Here is a 22154-nt window from a genome sequence, read left to right as displayed (position 1 = left end):
GGCGCCCGGCTGCCCGGCCGCCCGTCCTAGGGGGTGTCAGATGACGGCCGGAGGCCCGGATTCCACCCCTTCGGGGAGTCGGGCGGCGCGTTGGGCACCCTCCCCGCGCGACCCCAAATAGCGTCCAGTAGGGTTTGGTCCGCATAAACATCCAAACCCCTGCCCGCGTCAGGGACGGCGACCGACCAGCGAGACGGGCGCGCCGACCGTGCGGGCGAGACTCTCGGGAAGGCGCTACGTGAGTCCCAACGGCTCCGACCGCTCGTCGCGGCGCCCGATGCGGCGGAAGCTGCCGCAGGTGCTGACTGCGGGCCTGGTCCTGGCGACGGCCTCCGGTTGTTCATACAACTGGGAGGATTTTCCCCGCCTCGGTATGCCCACCCCGGTGACGGAAGAGGCCCCTCGGATCCTCTCCCTCTGGCAAGGCTCGTGGGCGGCAGCGCTCGTCACGGGTGTCCTTGTCTGGGGGCTGATCCTCTGGAGCGTCTTCTTCCACCGGCGTAGCCGGACCAAGGTGGAGGTACCTCCGCAGACCAGGTACAACATGCCCATCGAGGCGTTGTACACAGTGGTTCCGCTCATCATCGTCTCGGTGCTCTTCTACTTCACCGCGCGCGATGAGTCCAAGCTCCTCGAACTCTCCGACAAGCCGGCCCACACCATCAACGTGGTCGGCTACCAGTGGAGCTGGGCCTTCAACTACATCGAGAAGGTGGAAGGCCAGCCCGCAGCGGGCAGCGAGGTTCCCAAGGAGCTCGCGGCCATCCCCGACAAGTTCCAGAAGGACTTCCCCGCGGACGCCACCGGCGTCTACGACGCGGGCATCCCCGGCACCCGCAACCCCCAGAACGGCAACCCGGGTCCGACCCTGTGGCTGCCGAAGGGGGAGAAGGTCCGCTTCGTCCTCACTTCGCGTGACGTCATCCACTCCTTCTGGGTGGTGCCGTTCCTCATGAAGCAGGACGTCATCCCGGGCCACACCAACGTCTTCGAGGTCACTCCCAACCGGGAGGGCACCTTCATGGGCAAGTGCGCCGAGCTCTGCGGCGTCGACCACTCCCGGATGCTCTTCAACGTCAAGGTCGTCTCCCCGGAGCGGTACCAGCAGCACCTCAAGGAGCTGGCTGAGAAGGGTCAGACGGGCTACGTGCCGGCAGGCATCGAGCAGACCGACCCGGCCAGGAATGCGGAGAAGAAGCAACTGTGAGCATCCTCAACGAACCTCAGGGTGCCGCACCGGCAGACGACTCGTACGAGGACGAGCTGCCGGTCCGGCGCAAGCAGCCGGGCAATGTCGTCGTCAAGTGGATGACCAGCACGGACCACAAGACCATCGGCACGCTCTACCTGGTCACGTCGTTCGCCTTCTTCATCATCGGCGGACTCATGGCGCTCTTCATGCGCGCCGAGCTCGCTCGTCCCGGCACGCAGATCATGTCGAACGAGCAGTTCAACCAGGCGTTCACGATGCACGGCACGATCATGCTGCTGATGTTCGCGACGCCGCTGTTCGCCGGGTTCGCCAACTGGATCATGCCGCTGCAGATCGGGGCGCCCGATGTGGCGTTCCCGCGGCTGAACATGTTCGCGTACTGGCTGTACCTCTTCGGCTCGCTCATCGCGGTGGCCGGCTTCCTCACGCCGCAGGGCGCCGCCGACTTCGGGTGGTTCGCCTACGCGCCGCTGAACGACGCCGTCCGCTCGCCGGGCATCGGCGCCGACATGTGGATCATGGGTCTGGCCTTCTCCGGCTTCGGCACGATCCTCGGCTCGGTCAACTTCATCACCACGATCATCTGCATGCGCGCACCCGGCATGACGATGTTCCGCATGCCGATCTTCACCTGGAACGTCCTGCTGACCGGTGTCCTGGTCCTGCTGGCCTTCCCGGTCCTGGCCGCCGCGCTGTTCGCCCTGGAGGCGGACCGTAAATTCGGTTCGCACATCTTCGATTCCGCCAACGGCGGCGCGTTGCTCTGGCAGCACCTCTTCTGGTTCTTCGGCCATCCAGAGGTGTACATCATCGCCCTGCCGTTCTTCGGCATCATTTCCGAGGTCATTCCGGTCTTCAGCCGCAAGCCGATGTTCGGCTACATCGGCCTGATCGCCGCGACGATCGCCATCGCCGGTCTCTCGGTGACGGTGTGGGCGCACCACATGTACGTGACGGGCGGCGTGCTATTGCCGTTCTTCTCGTTCATGACATTCCTCATCGCGGTGCCGACCGGTGTGAAGTTCTTCAACTGGATCGGCACGATGTGGAAGGGGTCATTGTCCTTCGAGACCCCGATGCTCTGGGCCGTCGGCTTCCTCATCACCTTCACCTTCGGTGGTCTGACCGGCGTCATCCTGGCCTCGCCCCCGATGGACTTCCACGTCTCGGACTCGTACTTCGTCGTCGCGCACTTCCACTACGTCATCTTCGGCACCGTGGTCTTCGCGATGTTCTCCGGATTCCACTTCTGGTGGCCGAAGTTCACCGGCAAGATGCTGGACGAGCGGCTCGGGAAGATCACCTTCTGGACGCTGTTCGTCGGCTTCCACGGCACCTTCCTCGTGCAGCACTGGCTCGGTGCCGAGGGCATGCCGCGTCGTTACGCGGACTACCTCGCCGCCGACGGCTTCACCGCGCTGAACACGATCTCCACGATCGCGTCCTTCGTGCTCGGCCTGTCGATGCTGCCGTTCTTCTACAACGTCTGGAAGACCGCCAAGTACGGCAAGAAGATCGAGGTCGACGACCCCTGGGGTTACGGCCGCTCGCTGGAGTGGGCGACCTCCTGCCCGCCCCCGCGGCACAACTTCCTCACCCTGCCGCGGATCCGTTCCGAATCCCCGGCGTTCGACCTGCACCACCCGGAGATCGCGGCGCTCGAACAGCTTGAGCACCACTCCGGGGCGGACAAGGCCCTCGCCGGCGGCAAGGAGGCAGGCAAGTGAAGATCCAAGGACAGATGTTCATCTGGCTGAGCGTCTTCATCCTCGGCATGGCCATCGTCTACGGCGTGTGGTCCAAGGAGCCGATCGGCACCACGGCCCTCTTCCTGGCCTTCGGGCTCTCGGTCATGATCGGCTTCTACCTGGCCTTCACGGCCAACCGGGTCGACGCCATGGCCCAGGACAACAAGGAGGCCGACGTCGCCGACGAGGCGGGCGAGCTGGGGTTCTTCTCCCCGCACAGCTGGCAGCCGCTCTCGCTGGCCGTCGGTGGCGCCTTCGCCTTCCTGGGCGTCGTCTTCGGCTGGTGGCTGATGTACTTCTCCGCCCCGCTGCTCCTGATCGGCCTCTTCGGCTGGGTCTTCGAGTACTACCGCGGCGAGAACCGCACCCAGTGACACCCGCCTGAGGGTGCCACCGCACTACCCCACGAGGGGCCCGCGTCGCAAGGAAGCGACGCGGGCCCCTCGCTCGTTCGGAGGCACTGGACGCGCTGGATCGGATGAATCTTCTTAGCGTGAGGTCATGAACCACACGCCGCGCATCCGCACCGTAGTGAGCTGCACTCTGCTGGTCGTGACCCTCGGCGCGGGTGCGACCGCCTGTGGCGGCTCCGACGGACATCCGCTGTCGACGAAGCCGTACGACGCGGGGGACCAGGTCTCCTTCAACGGCCCCTCCAAGAACGAGAAGGCCGATCCGAACAAACCGCTCGAAGTCACCGTCAAGGGTGTCGACAGCCGCATCACCGACGTCAGCGCCGTCGATACCGGCGGCCGCCACCTCGCGGGCGAGCTCTCCGCCGACGGCCGCCGCTGGCGCTCCACCGCCCCGCTGGCCGCCGGAACCGGATACACCGTCAGGGTCGCCACCGAGAACGAGGACGGCGCTCCGGGCACCCGTACGCTCTCCTTCGAGACCTCCTCGCCCAAGAAGCTGCTGAAGGTCTCCTTCGGCCCTCAGGCGGGCACCTACGGCGTCGGACAGCCCATCACGGCGGAACTCAGCGCTCCGGTCACCGACAAGGCCTCACGCGCCACCGTCGAACGCGCGCTCAAGGTCCGCTCCACCCCGGCCGCCACCGGCTCCTGGTACTGGGTCGACGACAAGAAGCTGCACTACCGCCCCCAGGAGTACTGGCCTGCCAACGCCACCATCGAGGTCCGCTCCAACCTGGCGGGCATCAAGGTGACCAACGCCCTCTACGGGGCCGAGGCCAAGCCCCTCAAGATCACCACCGGGGACCGGGTCGAGGCCCTCACCGACGCCTCGACCCACACCATGACGGTCCTGCGCAACGGAGAAGTGATCAACACCATTCCGGTCACCACCGGCAAGCCCGGCTTCTCCACCCGCAACGGCGTCAAGGTGGTGCTCGCCAAGGAGTACTACGTACGGATGCGCGGCGAGTCCATCGGCATCGCGGCCGGCTCCTCGGAGTCGTACGACCTGCCCGTCTACTACGCCGCACGGGTGACCTGGAGCGGGGAGTACGTCCACGCCGCCCCCTGGTCCGTCGGCTCCCAGGGCTCCGCCAACGTCAGCCACGGCTGCACCGGCATGAGCACCAGCAACGCCGCCTGGTTCTTCGACACCGTGCGCCAGGGCGACATCGTCAAGGTGGTCGGCAGCGCGGGGGAGACCATGACCCCGTTCGACAACGGGTTCGGCGACTGGAACCTGCCCTGGGAGAAGTGGCAGAAGGGCAGTGCCCTCAACGAGGGGGTGCCGGACAGCCCCCAGACGCTCCAGGCGGCCCGCCTGCGGCCCCACGTCTGACCGGGCACGGCAGGAGCGCCCCGCACCGCGGGGCGCTCCTCACGTGTCCGCGGGGGACGCTCACGCCTCCACGGAGAGCCGGGCGCGCAGCAGGGCCGCCAGGGCCTCGGAGAACTCCACCGGGTCCACCGGCAGCGTCACCGCGGCCTCCGCGCGGCTCCAGGTGGCCAGCCACGCGTCCTGCGGGCGGCCGATCAGAAGGAGGACCGGGGGGCAGTGGAAGATCTCGTCCTTGATCTGCCGGCAGACGCCCATGCCCCCGACGGGGGCCGTCTCGCCGTCCAGCACGCAGACGTCGACCCCGCCGGCGTCCAGCGCCGCCAGCACGGCCGGAAGCGTCGCGCACTCCAGGAACCGCACCTCCGGCACGTCGGCGGCGGGCCTGCGGCCGGCCGCCAGCTTCACCTGCTCGCGGATGTTGGCGTCGTCGCTGTAGACCAGGACCGTGGCGGTCGCCTGCATTGTTCCTCCGTGACATCTGTGTCTTCGGGGCTCTCGGGGCATGAACCGATGCGCGGATCGTACTCCGACCGACCCGCCGTCAGCACCGGTAAGGACACCGATTCGATGGGCCGTTCGGGCAGGACACACGGCGCTGACACACCGAACGGCACCCCCCGGAGTGAGGGCGGGATAAGCGACCGACATAATGTCGGTCGTGGCGACAGCAACGACAGTAGAAACCGGGCACGCGCACCCGTCGGTCAATCGGCCGAACCTCACCAGCGTCGGAACCATCATCTGGTTGGCGTCCGAGCTGATGTTCTTCGCGGCCCTCTTCGCGATGTACTTCACCCTTCGATCGGTGATGGGACCCGAGTACTGGAAGGAGATGGCCGGGCACCTGAACTTCCCGTTCGCGGCCACGAACACCACGATCCTGGTGCTTTCCTCACTCACCTGCCAGCTCGGCGTCTTCGCCGCCGAGCGGGGCGATGTGAAGAAGCTCCGCACCTGGTTCATCGTGACGTTCGTGATGGGCTCGATCTTCATCGGCGGCCAGGTCCTGGAGTACGTGGAGCTGGTCAAGGAGGCGGGGCTCTCCCTCTCCTCCGACCCGTACGGCTCGGTGTTCTACCTGACCACCGGCTTCCACGGACTGCACGTGACGGGCGGACTCATCGCCTTCCTGCTGGTCCTCGGCAGGACGTACGCGGCCAAGAGGTTCACCCATGACCAGGCCACCGCGGCCATCGTCGTGTCCTACTACTGGCACTTCGTGGACGTGGTGTGGATCGGCCTGTTCGCAACGATCTACATGATCAAGTAACCGGGCTCGCACCCACCCACCATCGACGCAGAAGATCCTGACACCGGGGTAATCCGTGAAAAAGCTCTCCGCACGACGACGCCATCCGCTGGCGGCGGTCGTCGTACTACTCCTCGCGCTGGCGGCTACCGGGGGGCTGTACGCCGCGTTTGCGCCTGCGGGCAAGGCGCAGGCCGATGAAACCGCCCAGTCCCTCGCCATCGACGAGGGCAAGAAGCTCTACACCGTAGGCTGCGCCAGCTGCCACGGAACCGGCGGTCAGGGCACCTCCGACGGGCCGTCCCTCGTGGGCGTGGGCTCCGCCGCCGTCGACTTCCAGGTCGGTACGGGCCGTATGCCCGCGCAGCAGCCGGGCGCCCAGGTACCGAAGAAGAAGAAGATCTACACCCAGGCGGAGATCGACCAGCTCGCGGCGTACGTCGCGTCGCTCGGCGCCGGTCCGATCACGCCGACCGAGAAGCAGGTCGACCCGGCCGGTGCGGACATCGCCAAGGGCGGCGAGCTGTTCCGCAACAACTGTGCCCAGTGCCACAACTTCACCGGCCAGGGAGGCGCGCTGACCAACGGCAAGTACGCGCCCAGCCTGGAAGGCGTGAGCCCGAAGCACATCTACGAGGCCATGCAGACCGGCCCGCAGTCCATGCCCTCCTTCCCCGACACGACCATGCCGGAGCAGGAGAAGAAGGACATCATCGCGTACATCAAGTCCGTGAACGGTGATGAGACGGCGAGCCCCGGCGGTCTCTCCCTCGGCGGTCTCGGCCCGGTCAGTGAGGGGCTCTTCGCCTGGATCTTCGGGCTGGGCGCACTCGTCGCAGCCGCCGCCTGGGTCGCGGCCCACACCGCTAAGGCCAAGAAGTCATGAGTAGCCAAAAGATTCCAGAAGACAACCTGCCCGTAGTGCAGGAGACCGCGCACGGCGCGGTGGAGGGTACGGACGACCCGTTCGCCGACCCCGGGCTGCCGGCGCACCAGCCGCGTATCCAGGACATCGACGAACGCGCCGCGAACCGCTCCGAGCGGACCGTCGCGTTCATGTTCACGCTCTCGATGCTGTCGACGGTGGGCTTCATCGCGTCGTACGTCATCTTCCCCGTGGACAAGATCGTCTACATCTGGCCCTTCGGCCATGTGAGCCCCCTCAACTTCTCCCTGGGGCTGACGCTCGGCTTCGCGCTCTTCTTCATCGGCGCGGGTGCCGTCCACTGGGCGCGCACCCTGATGTCCGACGTCGAGGTCGCCGACGAGCGCCACGCGATCGAGGCGACCCCCGAGGTCAAGGCGAAGGTCCTCGCCGACTTCAAGGCCGGTGCCGAGGAGTCGGCGATCGGCCGCCGCAAGCTCATCCGCACGACCCTCTTCGGTGCGCTGGCCCTGGTGCCGCTCTCCGGTGTGGTGCTGCTGCGCGACCTCGGTCCGCTCCCGGAGAAGAAGCTGCGGACCACGATGTGGGCCAAGGGCAAGCTGCTCGTCAACATGAACACGGGCGAGCCGCTCCGTCCGGAGCACGTCCCCGTGGGATCGCTGACCTTCGCCAAGCCCGAGGGCCTGGAGGAGGACTCGCACGACTTCCTCTCGCAGATCGCCAAGGCCGCCCTGATGATCGTCCGCATCGAGCCGGACGACATCAAGGACAAGCGCCAGCGCGACTGGGCCCACGAGGGCATCGTGGCCTTCTCCAAGATCTGCACCCACGTCGGCTGCCCGATCAGCCTGTACGAGCAGCAGACACACCACGTGCTCTGCCCGTGCCACCAGTCCACCTTCGACCTCTCCGACGGCGCCCGCGTCATCTTCGGTCCGGCCGGTCACCCGCTTCCGCAGCTGCGGATCGGCGTGAACAGCGAGGGCAACCTCGAGGCGCTCGGTGACTTCGACGAGCCCGTCGGTCCGTCCTTCTGGGAGCGCGGATGAGTACTGCGACCACCACCCCGCCCGCCGACCAGGCGGGACAGCGCAAGGCACCCGCGGGCGAGCGGGTCGCCGACTGGGCCGACGGCCGGCTGGGCATCTACGGCCTGGCCAAGGCCAACATGCGCAAGATCTTCCCGGACCACTGGTCCTTCATGCTCGGTGAAGTGGCGCTCTTCAGCTTCATCATCATCATCCTCACGGGTGTGTATCTGACGCTGTTCTTCCAGCCGAGCATGACCGAGGTCGTCTACCACGGCCCGTACGAGCCCATGCAGGGCATCCGGATGTCGGAGGCCTACGCCTCCACGCTGAAGATCAGCTTCGAGGTCCGCGGCGGTCTGCTGGTCCGGCAGATCCACCACTGGGCCGCGCTGATCTTCCTCGCGGCGATGTTCGTGCACATGATGCGCGTCTTCTTCACGGGCGCCTTCCGCAAGCCGCGCGAGATCAACTGGGTCTTCGGCTTCCTGCTCTTCGTGCTCGGTATGTTCACCGGCTTCACCGGCTACTCCCTCCCGGACGACCTGCTCTCCGGTACGGGTGTCCGCTTCACCCAGGGCGCCATCCTGTCCGTGCCGATCGTCGGTACGTACATCTCGATGTTCCTGTTCGGCGGCGAGTTCCCCGGCCACGACTTCGTGGCCCGGTTCTACTCGATCCACATCCTGCTGCTGCCGGGCATCATGCTCGGCCTGCTGGTGGCCCACCTCATCCTGGTGGTCTTCCACAAGCACACGCAGTACCCGGGCCCCGGCAAGACGAACAAGAACGTCGTCGGCATGCCGCTGCTGCCGGTCTACATGGCGAAGGCCGGAGGCTTCTTCTTCCTCGTCTTCGGCATCATCGCGATCATCTCGGCCATCGCCACGATCAACCCGATCTGGGCGCTCGGACCGTACCGCCCGGACCAGGTGTCCACCGGCGCCCAGCCCGACTGGTACATGGGCTTCGCCGAGGGTCTGGTCCGTGTGATGCCGGGCTGGGAGATCAGCCACTGGGGCTACACGCTCAACCTGGGTGTGTTCATCCCGCTGGTCCTCTTCGGACTGGTGCTCACGCTGCCCGCGGTGTACCCGTTCCTGGAGTCCTGGATCACCGGGGACAAGCGCGAGCACCACATCCTGGACCGCCCGCGCAACGCCCCGACCCGTACGGCGCTCGGCGTCGCCTGGATCACGGCGTACTTCATCGGCCTCGTCGGCGGTGGTAACGACCTGTGGGCCACGCACTTCCACCTGTCGATCAACGCCATCTCCTGGTTCGTCCGGATCTTCTTCTTCGTCGGACCGGTCATCGCGTTCATCGTCACCAAGCGGATCTGCCTCGGTCTCCAGCGCCGCGACAAGGAGAAGGTGCTGCACGGTCGCGAGACCGGCATCATCAAGCGCCTGCCGCACGGTGAGTTCGTGGAGATCCACGAGCCGCTCTCCCAGGACAAGCTGCACACGCTCACGCAGCACCACCAGTACACCCCGCTCGAACTCGGTCCCGAGGTCGACGAGAACGGGGTCAAGCGCAAGATCCCCGTACTAGAGAAGGTCCGGGCCCGGCTCAGCAAGGGCTACTACGGCGAGAACAGCCAGATCGCCAAGCCCACCGTCGAGGAGTACAAGGAGATCACCGAGGGCCACGGCCACCACTGATCGCCTGAACTGATCGCCACCGCGGGAGCCCCGTCCATTCGATGGACGGGGCTCTTCGCGGTCCCGGTGGCTGGATAGGGTGGAGCCGTATCTTTCCCGGCTGTGGACCCCCTGGAGCGGACCATGAACGTTGTGACCCCGAGCGGCGGCGACAGCGTGGCGGACCGTTCCTGGCCCGGCCTGCTGAACCCCCTGCTGCGCGGCGAGGACCTCTCCTCCGAGGAGACCGCCTGGGCGATGGACCGCATCATGAGCGGCGAGGCCACCGACGCGCAGATCGCCGGCTTCGCGGTCGCGCTGCGGGCCAAGGGCGAGACCGTCGAGGAGGTCACCGGGCTGGTGCGCGCGATGTACGCGCACGCCAACACCATCGAGGTGCCCGGCCGCACCGTCGACATCGTCGGCACCGGCGGCGACCTCGCCAAGACCGTCAACATCTCGACCATGGCCGCGATCGTCATCGCCGGGACCGGCGCCAAGGTCGTCAAGCACGGCAACCGGGCCGCCTCCTCCGCGAGCGGCTCCTCCGACGTCCTGGAGAAGCTCGGCGTCAACCTGGAGCTGACCCCGCAGCGGGTGGTGGAGGTCGCGGAGGCGGCGGGCATCACCTTCTGCTTCGCGGTCAAGTTCCACCCCGCCCTGCGGTACGCCGCCAAGGCCCGCAGGGAGCTGGGGGCGCAGACCACGTTCAACATCCTCGGCCCCCTCACCAACCCGGCCCAGGTGCGCGCCCAGGCGATCGGGGTGGCCGACGCCCGGATGGCGCCCATCGTCGCGGGCGTGCTCGCGGAGCGCGGCAACTCGGCGCTCGTCTTCCGCGGTGACGACGGGCTCGACGAGCTGACCACCACCGCCACCTCCCGGATCTGGGTGGTCCGCGACGGGCAGGTCCGCGAGGAGCCCTTCGACCCGCGCGACGTCGGGCTGACCATCGTCCCCGTCGAGGCGCTGCGCGGCGCCGACGCCTCGTACAACGCCGATGTGGCCCGCCGGCTGCTGGACGGCGAGGGCGGCGCGGTACGGGAGGCGGTGCTGCTCAACGCGGCGGCGGCGCTCGTCGCGCTGGACCCGGGGACCGGCCCGCTGACCGAGCGGATCGCGGCGCAGATCCAGGTGGCCGCCGAGGCCGTCGACTCCGGGGCCGCCAAGCGTGCCCTGGAGCGGTGGGTGGCGGCCAGCAACGCCTGAGGCGCCGGATGTGACGCAGGGCGCGGTCCGGATGCCGGACCGCGCCCTTGCGCGTCCCCGTGCGTATGGCAAGATACTGCGCAGGTCATGAGTGACAGCGACTACGGCCCCGGCCCGCTGTCCGGCAACCCTCCGTCCGTGGCGGGGTGCCCCGGGTGAAGACCAGGCCGTAGGCAGCGAGGTCTGCGGCAAGCGCGGGCCCCTCGGCGTCCACTGGACGTCAGCCCCCGGGGTCCTGGTCCCTAGGGAGCCTCTTGTGAGCAAGCGAATGCGTTAGGGCTCGTCCCGGGGCTTCTCCACGCCCTGAGCTGACCGCCCTTCTTCAGCGCACCCTCTTTTCCTTCCATCTCCGCGCCGCCGCGTATCCGCCGGCGCGTCGATTTCGCCTGCCTGTTACGGGAGTTCGCCATGCCTGTCTCCACCGCTGCCCTCGACCCGTCGGTTTGTGCCCCGCTGCCCGTTCTGGGGCAGGATGTCACCGTTCCGCTCGTTACCGGCGGTGAAGTCACCTACGCCGCACTCGACTACGCCGCCAGCGCCCCGGCCCTCCAGCGGGTCTGGGACGACGTGGCCGCGTACGCCCCGTACTACGGCAGCGTCCACCGCGGTGCCGGCTACCTCTCGCAGCTCTCCACCGACCTCTTCGAGAACAGCCGCCGCACGGTCGCGGAGTTCCTCGGCTGCCGCGCCGACGACCAGGTCGTCTTCACCCGCTCCACCACCGACTCCCTCAACCTGCTGGCCGCCGCGATCCCGGCCGGCTGCCAGGTGTTCGTGTACGAGACCGAGCACCACGCCTCCCTGCTGCCCTGGCGCGACGCCCGGGTCACCTACCTCAACGCGCCCCGCACCCCCGGCCAGGCGGTCGAGGCCCTGGAGCGGGCGCTCGCGGACCGCGACCCCTACGGCCCGGCCCTCGTGTGCGTGACCGGTGCCTCCAACGTGACTGGTGAGCTGTGGCCGGTGAAGGAGCTGGCCGCCGCCGCGCACGCGCACGGCGCCCGGATCGTCCTGGACGCCGCCCAGCTCGCCCCGCACCACCCGGTGGACATCGCCGAACTGGACGTCGACTGGGTCGCGTTCTCCGGCCACAAGCTGTACGCGCCCTTCGGCTCGGGTGTCCTCGCGGGCCGCGCCGACTGGCTCCAGGCGGCCGAACCGTACCTCGCCGGCGGCGGCGCCTCCCGCAAGGTCGCCCGGCGCGCGGACGGGGGCGTGGACGTCGACTGGCACACCACGGCCGCCCGCCACGAGGCCGGTTCGCCCAACGTGATCGGCGTCTACTCCATCGCCTCCGCGTGCAAGGCCCTCACCGAGGCGGGGTTCGACACCCTGGTGGCCCGGGAGCAGGAACTGGTGCGCAGGGTCCGTGAGGGGCTGGCCGAGGTGCCCGAGGTCCAGGTGCTCTCGCTCTTCGGGGACGACGCGCCCCGGGTCGGGGTCATCTCCTTCGTGGTGCGCGGCTGGAACAGCTCGCACTTCGCCGCCGCCCTCTCCGCCGAGTACGGCATCGGCGTCCGCGACGGCCTCTTCTGCGCCCACCCGCTGGTCCGCACCCTCCTCGGCAGCGACCCGCAGGACCCGGGCGAGTGCGGCGCCCCCGAGGCCGAGCCGGGCGAGCGGTCCCTCAACGCCATCCGGGTCAGCTTCGGCGCGGGTACGCCGGACGAGCACATCGAGCGGTTCCTGCGCGCGGTCTCCGAACTGGTCCGCGAGGGCGCCCAGTGGAAGTACCGCACCGAGGACGGCCGTTGCGTCCCGGACCGGGGCGAGGCCGCCCGTACGGTCTGACAACACCTCGGCCGGGGACGGGCGCGCTGCCCGTCCCCGGCCGACGTGCGTACGGTCCAGGGGGTGTCCGGCGGATCGGGGCCGGACACCCCCTAGGCGTCCAGGCCGATCGCGAACGCCGCCTCCAGGTCGTGCTGGGAGTACGTACGGAACGCCACATGGGTGTCGGTGCCCTCGACGCCGGGGATCTTGCTGATGCGGCCGGGGATGACATCGGCCAGGTCGTCGTGGCGGGCGACCCGGACCATGGCGATCAGGTCGTAGGTGCCGGTGACGGAGAAGACCTCGCTGACACTGTCCAGCGCGGCGATGGCCTCGGCGATCTCCGGAATCCGGTCCACGCTGGTCTTGATGAGCACGATCGCGGTGATCACGGCTGTCTGTCTCCCTCGGTCGCCGTGGCTGGAACCTTCACTCTAGCTCTCCGCCCATAGCCCACCCAGGCGCAGAGGAACCCGGCCGCGAACCCCGCCACATGCGCCAGATACGCCACCCCCGGCCCCGCGTCCGCCGCCTGGGCCGCCGCCCACTGGAGTCCGAACCAGAAGACCAGCACGATCCAGGCCGGGAAGCGCAGCGGCAGGAAGAAGAGGAACGGGAAGAGGCTCGTCACCCGCGCCTTCGGGAAGAGGTACAGGAAGGCACCGAGCACCGCCGAGATCGCGCCGGACGCGCCGACCAGCGTCTGGCCCGAGTCCGCGTGGACCGCCGCGTAGCAGACCAGTGCCAGATAGCCGCACCCCACGTAGAAGAGCGCGAAGCGGACCCGGCCCATGCGCTCCTCGGCCATCGCCCCGAACACGTAGAGGAAGAGCAGGTTGCCCAGCAGGTGCAGCCAGCTGCCGTGCACGAACAGCGCGGTGAACGGGGTGAGCAGGGCGCGCGGCGAGCCCTCCCACAGCTCGGCCGGGATCACCCCCCACCGCTCGAAGTACCCGGCCTGCGCGGCGAGCAGCGCGTCCTGGCTGCCGTAGGAGGCGCCGCCGAACCCGGAGAGCGGGCTGATCAGGAAGACCGCGCCGCACAGGGCGATCAGCCCGTACGTCACCGGCGCCCCGCCCGCCGTCCGCTCCCGGGCCCCCGCGGCCGTGGTCCACCGGGCGAACCGCCGTACGTCGATCATGTACAGAGCATGACGTACCGGGGGAGAACGGGACGGAGCGCCTCGCCGTGCCGATGCCTATACGCGAGGCCGTAGGGTTACGCCAGGACTTCCGCAGTTCGACGGCGCACCGCGAGATCCTTGACGTAGACAGGTGGAGTCGCGGCGGCGCGCCCGGCGCGGGCTCCTGGAGACGACGAAAGAGGACGCAACGATGACGACGGTTCCCCTGCCGACGGACTCGACCCGCTGGCGCTGCACCCTGTGCGGCAATCTCACGCGCTTCGACGTGACGCGGTCCTCCAAGGTCGTGGAGTACGTCCATCTCGACCTGGCCGGTGAGTCCAGTGTCGAGGAGCGGGAGGTGGTCAGTGAGACCATCGAGTCGGTCCGCTGTCGTTGGTGCAACGCGGTGGACCAGATCGAACTGGTGGACAGGCCGGGTGCCGCCTCCTGAGGGAGCGCACCGACAGACATATCTATGGGGTGACGGACGGTGGAACAGCCGACCAGCGGCGCCGAACCGGCCGATGCGGCCGACGGCGGCGCAGAGGCGCTCGACCGTCCGCTGCCCGAAGGCGTACGGCGGCGGGTCGTCGCCCTGGTCGCGGAGGCCTTCGGCGGGCTGACCGTCGCCGAACTGCCCGCCCAGTTGCGGCAGTATGCCCGGTTCACCCCGACCCGGCGGGCCAAGTTCGCCGGGAACGCGATGGCCGCCGCCCTGGAGAGCGACCCGCTCTTCCGGCGGCGCATCGGTGAGCGGCTGAGCCACGCCCAGCCGGAGCTGGCCGGTGCGCTGGAGGCGGGTGCGCCCCCCGCCGCCGCCGACCCGGTCGATGTGGCGGCGGCCGCCTATGTGCTGCGCCCGGTGGGCTGGGTCAAGCTGGTCGAGGCGGCCGGCGAGGAGGTCCAGCGGGCCGACGCGGAGCGGGTGGGCGAGGAGACCCGCCGTGAACTGGGCCAGCTCCGCGAGGAGCTGGAGCGGGCGCGCGCCCACACCCGCGCCGAGGCCGAGCGGCTCCGCGCCGAGCTGGACGCGGCCCGCAAGGAGTCCGAGTCGCTCCACCGCAAGCTCCGCTCCGCGCTCAGCGAGGTGAAGCGCGGCGAGGCCGCCCTGCGCCGCAGCGCCGTCGACGCGGACGCCCAGCGGGCCGAGGCGGCGGCCCAGCTCTCCGCCGCCGAGAGCGAGTCGCGCCGGCTCAAACACCGCCTCGGCGAGGCCGAGGCCGCCCTGGAGGCGAGCCGGCGGGCCGCCCGCGAGGGCCGCTCGGTGGAGGACATGCGGCTGCGGCTGCTGCTGGACACCGTGCTGGACGCCGCCTCGGGGCTCCGCCGCGAGCTGGCCCTGCCCCCGGTGACGACCCGCCCGGCCGACAGCGTGGACGCGGTGGAGCCGGGCCGGATGTCCCCCAAGGACATTGCCGCCAGGGCGCTTTCCGAGACGGACCCGGCGCTGCTCGACCAGCTGCTGGCGCTGCCGCAGGCGCACCTCATCGTGGACGGCTACAACGTCACCAAGACCGGCTATCCGCAGATGCCGCTGGAGAAGCAGCGGTTGCGGCTGCTGGGCGGTCTGTCGATGCTGGCCGCGCAGTCCGGTGCCGAGGTGACCTGTGTCTTCGACGGCGCCGAACTGGCCGCGCCGGTGCTGCTCGCCCCGCCGCGCGGGGTGCGGGTGCTCTTCAGCAAGGCGGGGGTCACCGCGGACGAGCTGATCCGCCAACTCGCCCGCGCGGAACCCCCGGGGAGGCCCGTGGTGGTCGTCTCGACCGACCGTGAGGTGGCCGACGGGGTGGCCAAGGCCGGTGCCCGGCCCGTCGCGTCCGTCTTGCTCCTCAAGCGGCTTTCGCGCGTCCAGGGATGAATGTTCGACATGTGTGACATGCCGGATTTCTGGGAACGTACCGTCAAGTCATCGCTACACGTGGTGCGGTGAGAGTAAAGAAGTGCCTGATGTGACGAGAAAAATCCTGTGAGGATTTGAACTGATCACAAGATGGTCACTAGGGTCAGGCCTCGAACCTTCGCACGGTTGATCACCCATTGGGGGTGACGGCGAAGGAACCGCCGAGTCCGTGAGCGTACGGAGCCGGGGAATCCCTCCCCACAGCCCGGTAGGCGGCTCTGAGGAAGAAGGAGCTCGCCTTCGTGGCGTCCCACCGTCGTCCCAAGCAGCCGAGCCGCGCGCGCGTGACCGTGCTCACCGCGACCGCAGCCGCGGCCGTGGCCCTGACCTCCCAGGCCGCCCACGCCGACCCCAAGCCGACCAAGAACGAGGTCAAGGCGAAGGTCGACAAGCTCTACCACGAGGCCGAGGCCGCCACCGAGAAGTTCAACGGGGCCAAGGAGCAGCAGGACAAGCTGAAGAAGCAGGTCGACGCGCTCCAGGACAAGGTCGCCCGCGGCCAGGACGAGCTGAACACCCTGCGCGGCGAGCTGGGTTCGATCGCCACCGCGCAGTACCGCTCCGGCGGCATCGACCCCTCGGTCGCCCTCTTCCTCGCCTCGGACCCGGACAGCTTCCTCGACCAGGCCTCCGCGCTCGACCAGCTGACGGTCAAGCAGACGGAGTCCCTGCAGAAGATCCAGGCCAAGCAGCGCACCCTCGCGCAGCAGCGCAAGGAGGCCCAGGACAAGCTGGGCGACCTCGCCGAGGTCCGCAAGCAGCTCGGCGAGAACAAGAAGAAGTACCAGGGCAAGCTGGCCGACGCGCAGCGCCTCCTCAACAGCCTGACCGCCGCCGAGCGCGCGAAGATCCAGGAGGAGGAGGCGGCGAAGGACCGCGCCAGCCGCGCCACCAGCGAGCGCGTCCAGCTCGGCAACGAGGCCCCCGCCTCCAACCGTGGCGCCGCCGCCCTCTCCGCCGCCGCCACCCAGCTCGGCAAGCCGTACGTCTCCGGCGGCTCCGGCCCCAACTCCTACGACTGCTCCGGGCTGACCCAGTGGGCCTTCGCCCAGGCCGGTGTCAACATCAGCCGGACCACCTACACCCAGCAGAACGACGGCGTGAAGATCGGCCGCGGCCAGCTCAAGCCGGGCGACCTGGTCTTCTTCAACGGCCTGTCGCACGTGGGCTTCTACGCCGGGAACAACCAGATCCTGCACGCCCCGAAGCCGGGCACCGTCGTCCGCTACGAGTCGATGGACTACATGGGCACCTTCCAGTTCGGCGTCCGCATCTGACGCGTACGAACCTGGAGCGAGGCGCCCGGCACCCCGGGCGCCACGCCCACCGAGGAAGACGCCCGAACGAGGGAATCACCTCACCCCACGCTGACGCCCTGCCCCGCCGGAGACCGAGGTCACCGGCGGGGCAGCGCCGTTCGACGCCACCTCCGCCACCGGCGCGGTCGTTGGCCGCCCGGTAGTCGTCCGATTACTGTCTGGCTGCTGTGCGGCTCCCGCCCATCGGTCCGCCCCCTCCCGGGCGGCAGGGGGCCGCGCGTTCCTGCGTCAACTGCGTCAGCGGAAGGAAGTGCGGCTTCCTGTGGTGTCCCATCGCCGTCCCACCCAGTCCGGCATCCCCCGGAGCGTCCGTGTCACGGTCGTCTCGGCAGCGGCGGCCACCGCGGCCGCCACCCTCACCGGAGCCCCGGCGAGCGCCGACCCGAAGGACACCCGCGAGAGCGCCAGGGCCGCCGTCGACCGGCTCTACGGCGAGGCCGAGCGCGCCACCGAGCGGTACAACGAGGCCGGGGAGCGGGTGGCACGGCTGCGCGGCGAGGCGGACCGGGCCCAGGACGCGACCGCCCGCGGCCAGGAGGCCGTCAACCGGATGCGCAACGCGCTCGGCGCGATGGCGGGCGCCCAGTACCGCACCGGAGCCATCGACCCGGCCCTGGCCCTGCTGCTCTCCTCCGACCCGGACACCTATCTGGATCGGGCCGCCGCCCTCGACCGGGCCGGAGCCCGCCAGGCGCTGACCCTGGACAAGCTCCGGCACGCCCAGCGCGGGCTCGCCCAGACCCGCGCCGAGGCCACCCGCGCCCTCACCGAGCTGGAGCGCAACCGGGCCGCCGTCACCCGCCACAAGAGATCCGTCGAGGCCAAGCTCCGCCAGGCCCGCCGGCTGCTGGCCGCCCTCCCCGCCGAGGACCGCGCCTCCTTCGACCGGGCCTCCCGCTCCGGCCGCACCGGCGCCCCCGACCTCTCCGGCGTCGCCCCCGGCTCGGCCCGCGGGATGTCCGCCGTGGCCGCCGCCCACCGGGCGCTCGGCAAGCCGTACGTGTGGGGTGCCAACGGCCCCTCCGGCTTCGACTGCTCCGGCCTCATGCAGTGGGCCTACGCCCAGGCCGGGGTCAGCCTGCCCCGCACCTCCCAGGCCCAGCGGTACGCGGGCCGCATGGTGCCCCTCTCGCAGGCGCAGCCCGGCGACCTGGTCGCCTACCGCGCCGACGCCAGCCACATCGGCATGTACGTCGGCAACGGCCAGGTCATCCACGCCCCCTACCCGGGCGCCGCGATCCGCTACGACCCGGTCGGCATGATGCCGGTCTCCTCGGTCACCCGCGTCTGACGCGTCCCGGCCACCGCGGCCACCGCGCCGACCCGGCCCTACGGCAGGATCCGGCCGTCGTCGCGCCCGGCGGCACGACCGGGCCGGGCCGCCGCCCGCCGCGGACCGTACGATCGGCAGGATGGCCGGACGAGGACGAGGTACGCGAGCGGGGCGCCCCCGGTTTCCCCGGCGTGCCGCGGGACTGGCGCTCGCCGCCCTGCTGACCGCCGCCGCGCCCGGCTGCGCGCCCCCGGCCGGCGCCGACACCTCCCTCACCGTCCGGGAGCTCGACACCACCCTGGAGCGCCGGGCCGCCGCCGTCCTGGCCGGGGACGCGGCGGGCTACCTGGAGCCGATCGCCCCCGAGGCCCGGAAGCTGCGGGCCGCCCAGCGCACGGAGTTCGCCAACCTCGCCGACGTACCCCTGAAGTCCTGGGCGTACGAGGTGCGGGGCACGCCCGAGCAGGACGGCGACTGGGCCACCGCCGAGGTGGAGCTGCGCTACCGGATCGACGGGTACGACACCGCGCCCGTCGCCACCCGCCGCACCCTGGAGCTGATGCGCGAGGGCGACCGCTGGTACGTCACCGCCGACCGGCCCGCCGACGGCGCCTCCGACCAGCTCTGGCACCAGGGGGAGGTGGAGGTCGTCCGGGGCGCCCACAGCCTCGTCCTGGGCGTCGGGCGGCCGCAGGAGGAGCTGCGCCGGATCGCGGACACCGTGGACCTCGCCGTACCGGCGGTCTCCGACGCCTGGCCGGGGGAGTGGGCGCGCCGGGTGGTCGTCCACGTCCCGGACTCGGTGAAGTCCATGGCGGGGCTGCTGGGCTCGCCGGAGGCCAGCTACCGGGGGATCGCCGCCGTCACCACGGGCGAGGCGGGGACCGGCGGGGAGCGTCCGGCCATCGCGGACCGGGTGGTCGTCAACCCGCAGGCGTACGACTCCCTCGGCAGCTTCGGCCAGCGCATCGTCCTGACCCATGAGACGGTCCATGTCGCCACCCGGACCAGCACCTCCCCCGCCACCCCCGTCTGGCTCTCCGAGGGCTTCGCCGACTGGGCCGCCTACCGGGGCGAGGACCGCGCCCCCGATCTGATCGCCCCCGCGCTGACCGAGGCGGTCCGGGCCGGTGACGTACCCGAAGCGCTCCCCGTGGACGAGGACTTCGGCTTCGACGGAGACGCCGACGAGCTGTCCCGGGCCTACGAGAGCGCCTGGATGGCCTGCGAGCTGATCGCGGAGCGGTGGGGCAAGGAGAAGCTGACCGCCTTCTACGCGGCCGTGGGCGCCCACTCCGGGCGGGACGGGTCGGTGGAGCAGGCGATGGACGCGGTGCTCGACACCACGCCGGAGCGGTTCACCGCCGACTGGCGCGACTACCTCAGCACCCGGCTCAGCTGATCCCCGGCGACCGGGGCAGCCCCGGCCGCCGTCCCCGGCACCGTCTCCCGCCACAGCCGCCGCGCGGCGATCACCGAGGCGGCCACCAGCAGCCCGTTCCGCAGCGACAGGAGCGCCACGCCCCACGCGTCGCTCGCCACCACCTCGGCGAAGTACACCGGGAACTCCAGCACCGTCACCCCGGCCGCCACCAGCACCAGCACGGCGGGCCGCACCATCCCGCCGTTCCGGAAGGCCAGGCAGACGGCCGCCAGCCCGACCAGCCACACCACGTACTGCGGGCTGATCACCCGGCTCGTCGTGGTGAACAGCAGCACCGCCGTGAACGCGGCCTGCGCCGGGGTGTGGGCCGCGAACGTACGGGCCCGCAGCCGCCACACCAGCAGCCAGCCGAGCGCGAGCGCGGCGAGCCCCAGCGCCAGCGCGGAGACCGTCCCCACCCCCGGGCCGAGGAACTCCATCGACCCGTAGTGCAGCTCCACCCGCCCCTCCCAGCCGAAGTGCCGCGCGAGATGGAAGTACAGCGCCCCCAGCGACTCGATCTCCGTGCCCCGGTCCCGCTGGAAGGCGAGGAACGCGTACGCCCCCGGCATCCACAGCCCGAACGCCACCGCCAGCCCGGCCCCCGTCAGCGCCGCCGCCGACCAGGCCGCCCGGGCCGGCCGCCCCCGTCGCACCCCCACCAGCAGCAGCGCCGGCCACCCCTTCAGCAGTGCCCCGAACGCGGCCAGCACCCCCAGCACCCGGGGCCGCCGCACCCCGGCCAGCAGCGCGGCCACCGCAACCGCCGTCACCATCAGGTCGTAGCGGGCGTAGACGGTCGGCCCCAGCAGCGGCACCCCCACGATCCACCCCCACGCGCCCGCCGCCCGCATCCCCGGCCGCCGCCCGGCGTACAGCAGCAGCCCGCACACCAGGGCGTCGCAGAGCAGGACGAGGACGGAGAAGGCGGTCGCGTACTCCCAGAAGGGCAGCAGGGCGGGGGAGAGGATCGCCAGGGCGGCGCCGGGCGGGTACTGCCAGGTGATGTCGTCCAGCGGATAGGTGCCGGTCAGCAGCGTCTCGTACCAGCCCCGGTAGATCACCGAGACGTCCACGGTGACGTCCGGGCCGGGGACGGTGAGGACGTGGAACACGCAGAGCAGCAGGGCGGTCCGGGTCAGCGCCCAGACCGCGCACGGCAGCAGCCCGTACGGGAGCCGTGCGAACGGAAGCCGTCCGGACGGCAGGAGCCGGGACGGCAGGAGTCGGGACGACAAGCGTCGGGGCGGCGGGAGGTCCGCGCCGATGGGTGTCCGCCGTGCCGTCATCGCCGCTGCCCTCGATCGTCTCCGGATCCCGTCCGGCGGCCCATGATGCCGGGGGGTGAGGGCGTGGGCCGTGAAGCGCGGCCGTTCGGTACTGTCGGCCGCGATGGACAAGACCCTGATCGTGACCAACGACTTCCCGCCCCGCCCCGGTGGCATCCAGGCGTTCCTGCACAACATGGCGCTGCGGCTCGACCCCGAGCGCGTCGTCGTCTACGCCTCCACCTGGAAGCGCGGCGAGGAAGGCACGGCGGCCACCGCCGCCTTCGACGCCGAGCAGCCGTTCACCGTGGTGCGCGACCGGACGACGATGCTGCTGCCGACCCCGCGCGTCACCCGCCGGGCCACCGGCCTGCTGCGTGAACACGGCTGCACCTCCGTCTGGTTCGGTGCCGCCGCCCCGCTCGGGCTGATGGCCCCGGCGCTGCGCCGCGCGGGCGCCCGCCGGCTGGTGGCCACCACCCACGGCCACGAGGCGGGCTGGGCGCAGCTGCCCACCTCCCGGCAGCTGCTGCGGAGGATCGGGGAGGGGACGGACACGATCACCTATCTGGGTGAGTACACCCGCTCCCGCATCGCCGCCGCCCTCACCCCGGACGCGGCCGCCCGCATGGTCCAGCTGCCGCCGGGCGTCGACGAGAAGACCTTCCACCCGGCCTCCGGCGGCGACCGGGTCCGGGCCCGCCTCGGCCTGACCGACCGGCCCGTGGTCGTCTGCGTCTCCCGGCTGGTCCCGCGCAAGGGCCAGGACACGCTGATCCTCGCCATGCCCGCGATCCTGGCGCAGCTCCCGGACGCGGTGCTGCTGATCGTCGGCGGCGGCCCGTACGCCAAGGAGCTGAAGCGGCTGGCCGAGGAGACCGGGGTGGCGGACTCGGTGCGGTTCACCGGGCCCGTGCCGTGGGAGGAGCTGCCCGCGCACTACGGGGCCGGGGACGTCTTCGCCATGCCGTGCCGGACCCGGCGGGGCGGGCTGGACGTTGAGGGGCTCGGGATCGTCTACCTGGAGGCGTCCGCGACCGGGCTGCCGGTGGTGGCCGGGGACTCGGGCGGCGCCCCGGACGCGGTGCTCGACGGCGAGACCGGGTGGGTGGTGCGCGGCGGCAGCCCCGAGGAGGCGGCGGACCGGATCGTGACGCTGCTCGGGGACCCGGAGCTGCGGCAGCGGATGGGGGAGCGGGGGCGCGCCTGGGTCGAGGAGAAGTGGCGCTGGGACCTGCTGGCGGAGAAGCTCAGGACGTTGCTGTGACCGTACGGGGCGGCGGGCCGGGCACTTGCTGAAGCCCGCCCCAGCCGTACGGGACGCCCGCGACCGTACGGGAG

20 protein-coding genes and 1 riboswitch are annotated in these 22154 nt (G+C 70.6%); of the genes, 16 read left to right on the top strand and 4 right to left on the bottom strand.

Annotated features, from left to right (window positions below):
• Positions 1-238 precede the first annotated feature (238 nt).
• The 4 genes from ctaC (at position 239) to ACQ9ZG_RS07530 (ending at position 4716) form a co-directional block, all read left to right on the top strand.
• Positions 239-1207: an aa3-type cytochrome oxidase subunit II gene (ctaC, locus tag ACQ9ZG_RS07545; protein WP_026237277.1), complete on the top strand. Its 969-nt coding sequence runs from the start codon at positions 239-241 to the stop codon at positions 1205-1207.
• On the top strand, positions 1204-2940 hold the full coding sequence (ctaD, locus tag ACQ9ZG_RS07540) for an aa3-type cytochrome oxidase subunit I (RefSeq protein ID WP_084996031.1): 1737 nt from the start codon (positions 1204-1206) through the stop codon (positions 2938-2940). The genes ctaC and ctaD overlap by 4 nt, the downstream gene beginning before the upstream one ends.
• Positions 2937-3335 carry a cytochrome c oxidase subunit 4 gene (locus tag ACQ9ZG_RS07535; protein ID WP_018486697.1) on the top strand — a complete coding sequence of 133 codons (399 nt, stop codon included), beginning with the start codon at positions 2937-2939 and terminating at the stop codon, positions 3333-3335. The genes ctaD and ACQ9ZG_RS07535 overlap by 4 nt, the downstream gene beginning before the upstream one ends.
• A 127-nt stretch (positions 3336-3462) precedes the next feature.
• The gene (locus ACQ9ZG_RS07530) at positions 3463-4716 is read left to right on the top strand and encodes a L,D-transpeptidase (protein WP_109914983.1); all 1254 of its coding nucleotides are present in this window, start codon (positions 3463-3465) and stop codon (positions 4714-4716) included.
• A 60-nt stretch (positions 4717-4776) separates the two neighbouring features.
• Here the strand turns inward: ACQ9ZG_RS07530 and ACQ9ZG_RS07525 are convergent, their stop codons facing one another.
• Entirely contained in the window at positions 4777-5178 is a 402-nt protein-coding gene (locus ACQ9ZG_RS07525) for a DNA-binding transcriptional response regulator (protein ID WP_018486695.1), read from the bottom strand.
• A gap of 187 nt (positions 5179-5365) precedes the next feature.
• Here ACQ9ZG_RS07525 and ctaE point away from each other — a divergent pair, with 187 nt between their 5' ends.
• From ctaE to ACQ9ZG_RS07495, 6 genes are all read left to right on the top strand, one after another.
• The gene (gene ctaE, locus ACQ9ZG_RS07520) at positions 5366-5986 is read left to right on the top strand and encodes an aa3-type cytochrome oxidase subunit III (RefSeq protein WP_026237276.1); all 621 of its coding nucleotides are present in this window, start codon (positions 5366-5368) and stop codon (positions 5984-5986) included.
• Between the two features lie 55 nt (positions 5987-6041).
• Complete coding sequence (gene qcrC / locus ACQ9ZG_RS07515; protein WP_028415571.1) at positions 6042-6851, top strand: cytochrome bc1 complex diheme cytochrome c subunit; 810 nt, start codon at positions 6042-6044, stop codon at positions 6849-6851.
• Positions 6848-7900 (top strand): cytochrome bc1 complex Rieske iron-sulfur subunit, encoded by a 1053-nt coding sequence (gene qcrA, locus ACQ9ZG_RS07510; RefSeq protein WP_026237275.1) that lies wholly within the window; start codon positions 6848-6850, stop codon positions 7898-7900. Before qcrC ends, qcrA begins: the two co-directional genes overlap by 4 nt.
• A complete protein-coding gene (qcrB, locus tag ACQ9ZG_RS07505) occupies positions 7897-9543 on the top strand; it encodes a cytochrome bc1 complex cytochrome b subunit (protein ID WP_018486691.1) in 1647 nt (548 codons plus the stop codon). Before qcrA ends, qcrB begins: the two co-directional genes overlap by 4 nt.
• A 123-nt stretch (positions 9544-9666) precedes the next feature.
• A complete protein-coding gene (trpD, locus tag ACQ9ZG_RS07500) occupies positions 9667-10731 on the top strand; it encodes an anthranilate phosphoribosyltransferase (protein ID WP_499280156.1) in 1065 nt (354 codons plus the stop codon).
• 83 nt (positions 10732-10814) lie between these two features.
• A riboswitch (SAM riboswitch) is annotated at positions 10815-10932 on the top strand.
• A 207-nt stretch (positions 10933-11139) separates the two neighbouring features.
• Entirely contained in the window at positions 11140-12522 is a 1383-nt protein-coding gene (locus ACQ9ZG_RS07495) for an aminotransferase class V-fold PLP-dependent enzyme (protein WP_109916775.1), read from the top strand.
• A 92-nt stretch (positions 12523-12614) separates the two neighbouring features.
• Here the strand turns inward: ACQ9ZG_RS07495 and ACQ9ZG_RS07490 are convergent, their stop codons facing one another.
• Both ACQ9ZG_RS07490 and ACQ9ZG_RS07485 read right to left on the bottom strand, forming a co-directional pair.
• Positions 12615-12896 carry an Lrp/AsnC family transcriptional regulator gene (locus tag ACQ9ZG_RS07490; protein WP_003969641.1) on the bottom strand — a complete coding sequence of 94 codons (282 nt, stop codon included), beginning with the start codon at positions 12894-12896 and terminating at the stop codon, positions 12615-12617.
• On the bottom strand, positions 12893-13645 hold the full coding sequence (locus ACQ9ZG_RS07485) for a rhomboid family intramembrane serine protease (protein WP_028415575.1): 753 nt from the start codon (positions 13643-13645) through the stop codon (positions 12893-12895). The genes ACQ9ZG_RS07490 and ACQ9ZG_RS07485 overlap by 4 nt, the downstream gene beginning before the upstream one ends.
• A 193-nt stretch (positions 13646-13838) precedes the next feature.
• On the opposite strand from ACQ9ZG_RS07485, the gene ACQ9ZG_RS07480 reads away from it, so the two are divergent.
• The 5 genes from ACQ9ZG_RS07480 to ACQ9ZG_RS07460 all read left to right on the top strand — a co-directional run bounded on the left by ACQ9ZG_RS07480 (position 13839) and on the right by ACQ9ZG_RS07460 (position 19524).
• Positions 13839-14081, top strand: a complete 243-nt coding sequence (locus ACQ9ZG_RS07480) for a hypothetical protein (protein ID WP_003969643.1) — start codon at positions 13839-13841, stop codon at positions 14079-14081.
• A gap of 39 nt (positions 14082-14120) precedes the next feature.
• Positions 14121-15488, top strand: a complete 1368-nt coding sequence (locus ACQ9ZG_RS07475) for an NYN domain-containing protein (protein ID WP_499280154.1) — start codon at positions 14121-14123, stop codon at positions 15486-15488.
• A gap of 284 nt (positions 15489-15772) precedes the next feature.
• On the top strand, positions 15773-16807 hold the full coding sequence (locus tag ACQ9ZG_RS07470; protein ID WP_018486686.1) for a C40 family peptidase: 1035 nt from the start codon (positions 15773-15775) through the stop codon (positions 16805-16807).
• 304 nt (positions 16808-17111) lie between these two features.
• Positions 17112-18140 (top strand): C40 family peptidase, encoded by a 1029-nt coding sequence (locus tag ACQ9ZG_RS07465; protein WP_499280152.1) that lies wholly within the window; start codon positions 17112-17114, stop codon positions 18138-18140.
• 121 nt (positions 18141-18261) lie between these two features.
• Positions 18262-19524, top strand: a complete 1263-nt coding sequence (locus ACQ9ZG_RS07460) for a conjugal transfer lipoprotein TrbH (protein WP_499280151.1) — start codon at positions 18262-18264, stop codon at positions 19522-19524.
• Here ACQ9ZG_RS07460 and ACQ9ZG_RS07455 read toward each other — a convergent pair.
• Positions 19500-20753 carry a glycosyltransferase 87 family protein gene (locus ACQ9ZG_RS07455; protein ID WP_499281581.1) on the bottom strand — a complete coding sequence of 418 codons (1254 nt, stop codon included), beginning with the start codon at positions 20751-20753 and terminating at the stop codon, positions 19500-19502. The genes ACQ9ZG_RS07460 and ACQ9ZG_RS07455 overlap by 25 nt on opposite strands.
• A 184-nt stretch (positions 20754-20937) precedes the next feature.
• Between ACQ9ZG_RS07455 and ACQ9ZG_RS07450 the strand changes: the two genes are divergently transcribed.
• The gene (locus ACQ9ZG_RS07450) at positions 20938-22080 is read left to right on the top strand and encodes a glycosyltransferase family 4 protein (RefSeq protein WP_499280150.1); all 1143 of its coding nucleotides are present in this window, start codon (positions 20938-20940) and stop codon (positions 22078-22080) included.
• The last annotated feature ends 74 nt before the right edge of the window (positions 22081-22154 follow it).

Source organism: Streptomyces araujoniae (assembly GCF_050871195.1).
Lineage (GTDB): Bacteria > Actinomycetota > Actinomycetes > Streptomycetales > Streptomycetaceae > Streptomyces > Streptomyces bacillaris.
This window is presented reverse-complemented; position numbering and strand designations above follow the sequence as displayed.

What these genes read in the sequence shown, in the direction of transcription:
- ACQ9ZG_RS07495 (WP_109916775.1), top strand. Translation starts at nt 11,140, where the DNA reads ATGCCTGTCTCCACCGCTGCCCTCGACCCGTCGGTTTGTGCCCCGCTG.
- ctaE (WP_026237276.1), top strand. Translation starts at nt 5,366, where the DNA reads ATGTCGGTCGTGGCGACAGCAACGACAGTAGAAACCGGGCACGCGCAC.
- ACQ9ZG_RS07530 (WP_109914983.1), top strand. Translation starts at nt 3,463, where the DNA reads ATGAACCACACGCCGCGCATCCGCACCGTAGTGAGCTGCACTCTGCTG.
- ACQ9ZG_RS07485 (WP_028415575.1), bottom strand. Translation starts at nt 13,645, where the DNA reads ATGATCGACGTACGGCGGTTCGCCCGGTGGACCACGGCCGCGGGGGCC.
- ACQ9ZG_RS07525 (WP_018486695.1), bottom strand. Translation starts at nt 5,178, where the DNA reads ATGCAGGCGACCGCCACGGTCCTGGTCTACAGCGACGACGCCAACATC.
- qcrB (WP_018486691.1), top strand. Translation starts at nt 7,897, where the DNA reads ATGAGTACTGCGACCACCACCCCGCCCGCCGACCAGGCGGGACAGCGC.
- ACQ9ZG_RS07480 (WP_003969643.1), top strand. Translation starts at nt 13,839, where the DNA reads ATGACGACGGTTCCCCTGCCGACGGACTCGACCCGCTGGCGCTGCACC.
- ACQ9ZG_RS07450 (WP_499280150.1), top strand. Translation starts at nt 20,938, where the DNA reads ATGGACAAGACCCTGATCGTGACCAACGACTTCCCGCCCCGCCCCGGT.
- trpD (WP_499280156.1), top strand. Translation starts at nt 9,667, where the DNA reads ATGAACGTTGTGACCCCGAGCGGCGGCGACAGCGTGGCGGACCGTTCC.
- qcrA (WP_026237275.1), top strand. Translation starts at nt 6,848, where the DNA reads ATGAGTAGCCAAAAGATTCCAGAAGACAACCTGCCCGTAGTGCAGGAG.
- ACQ9ZG_RS07460 (WP_499280151.1), top strand. Translation starts at nt 18,262, where the DNA reads ATGGCCGGACGAGGACGAGGTACGCGAGCGGGGCGCCCCCGGTTTCCC.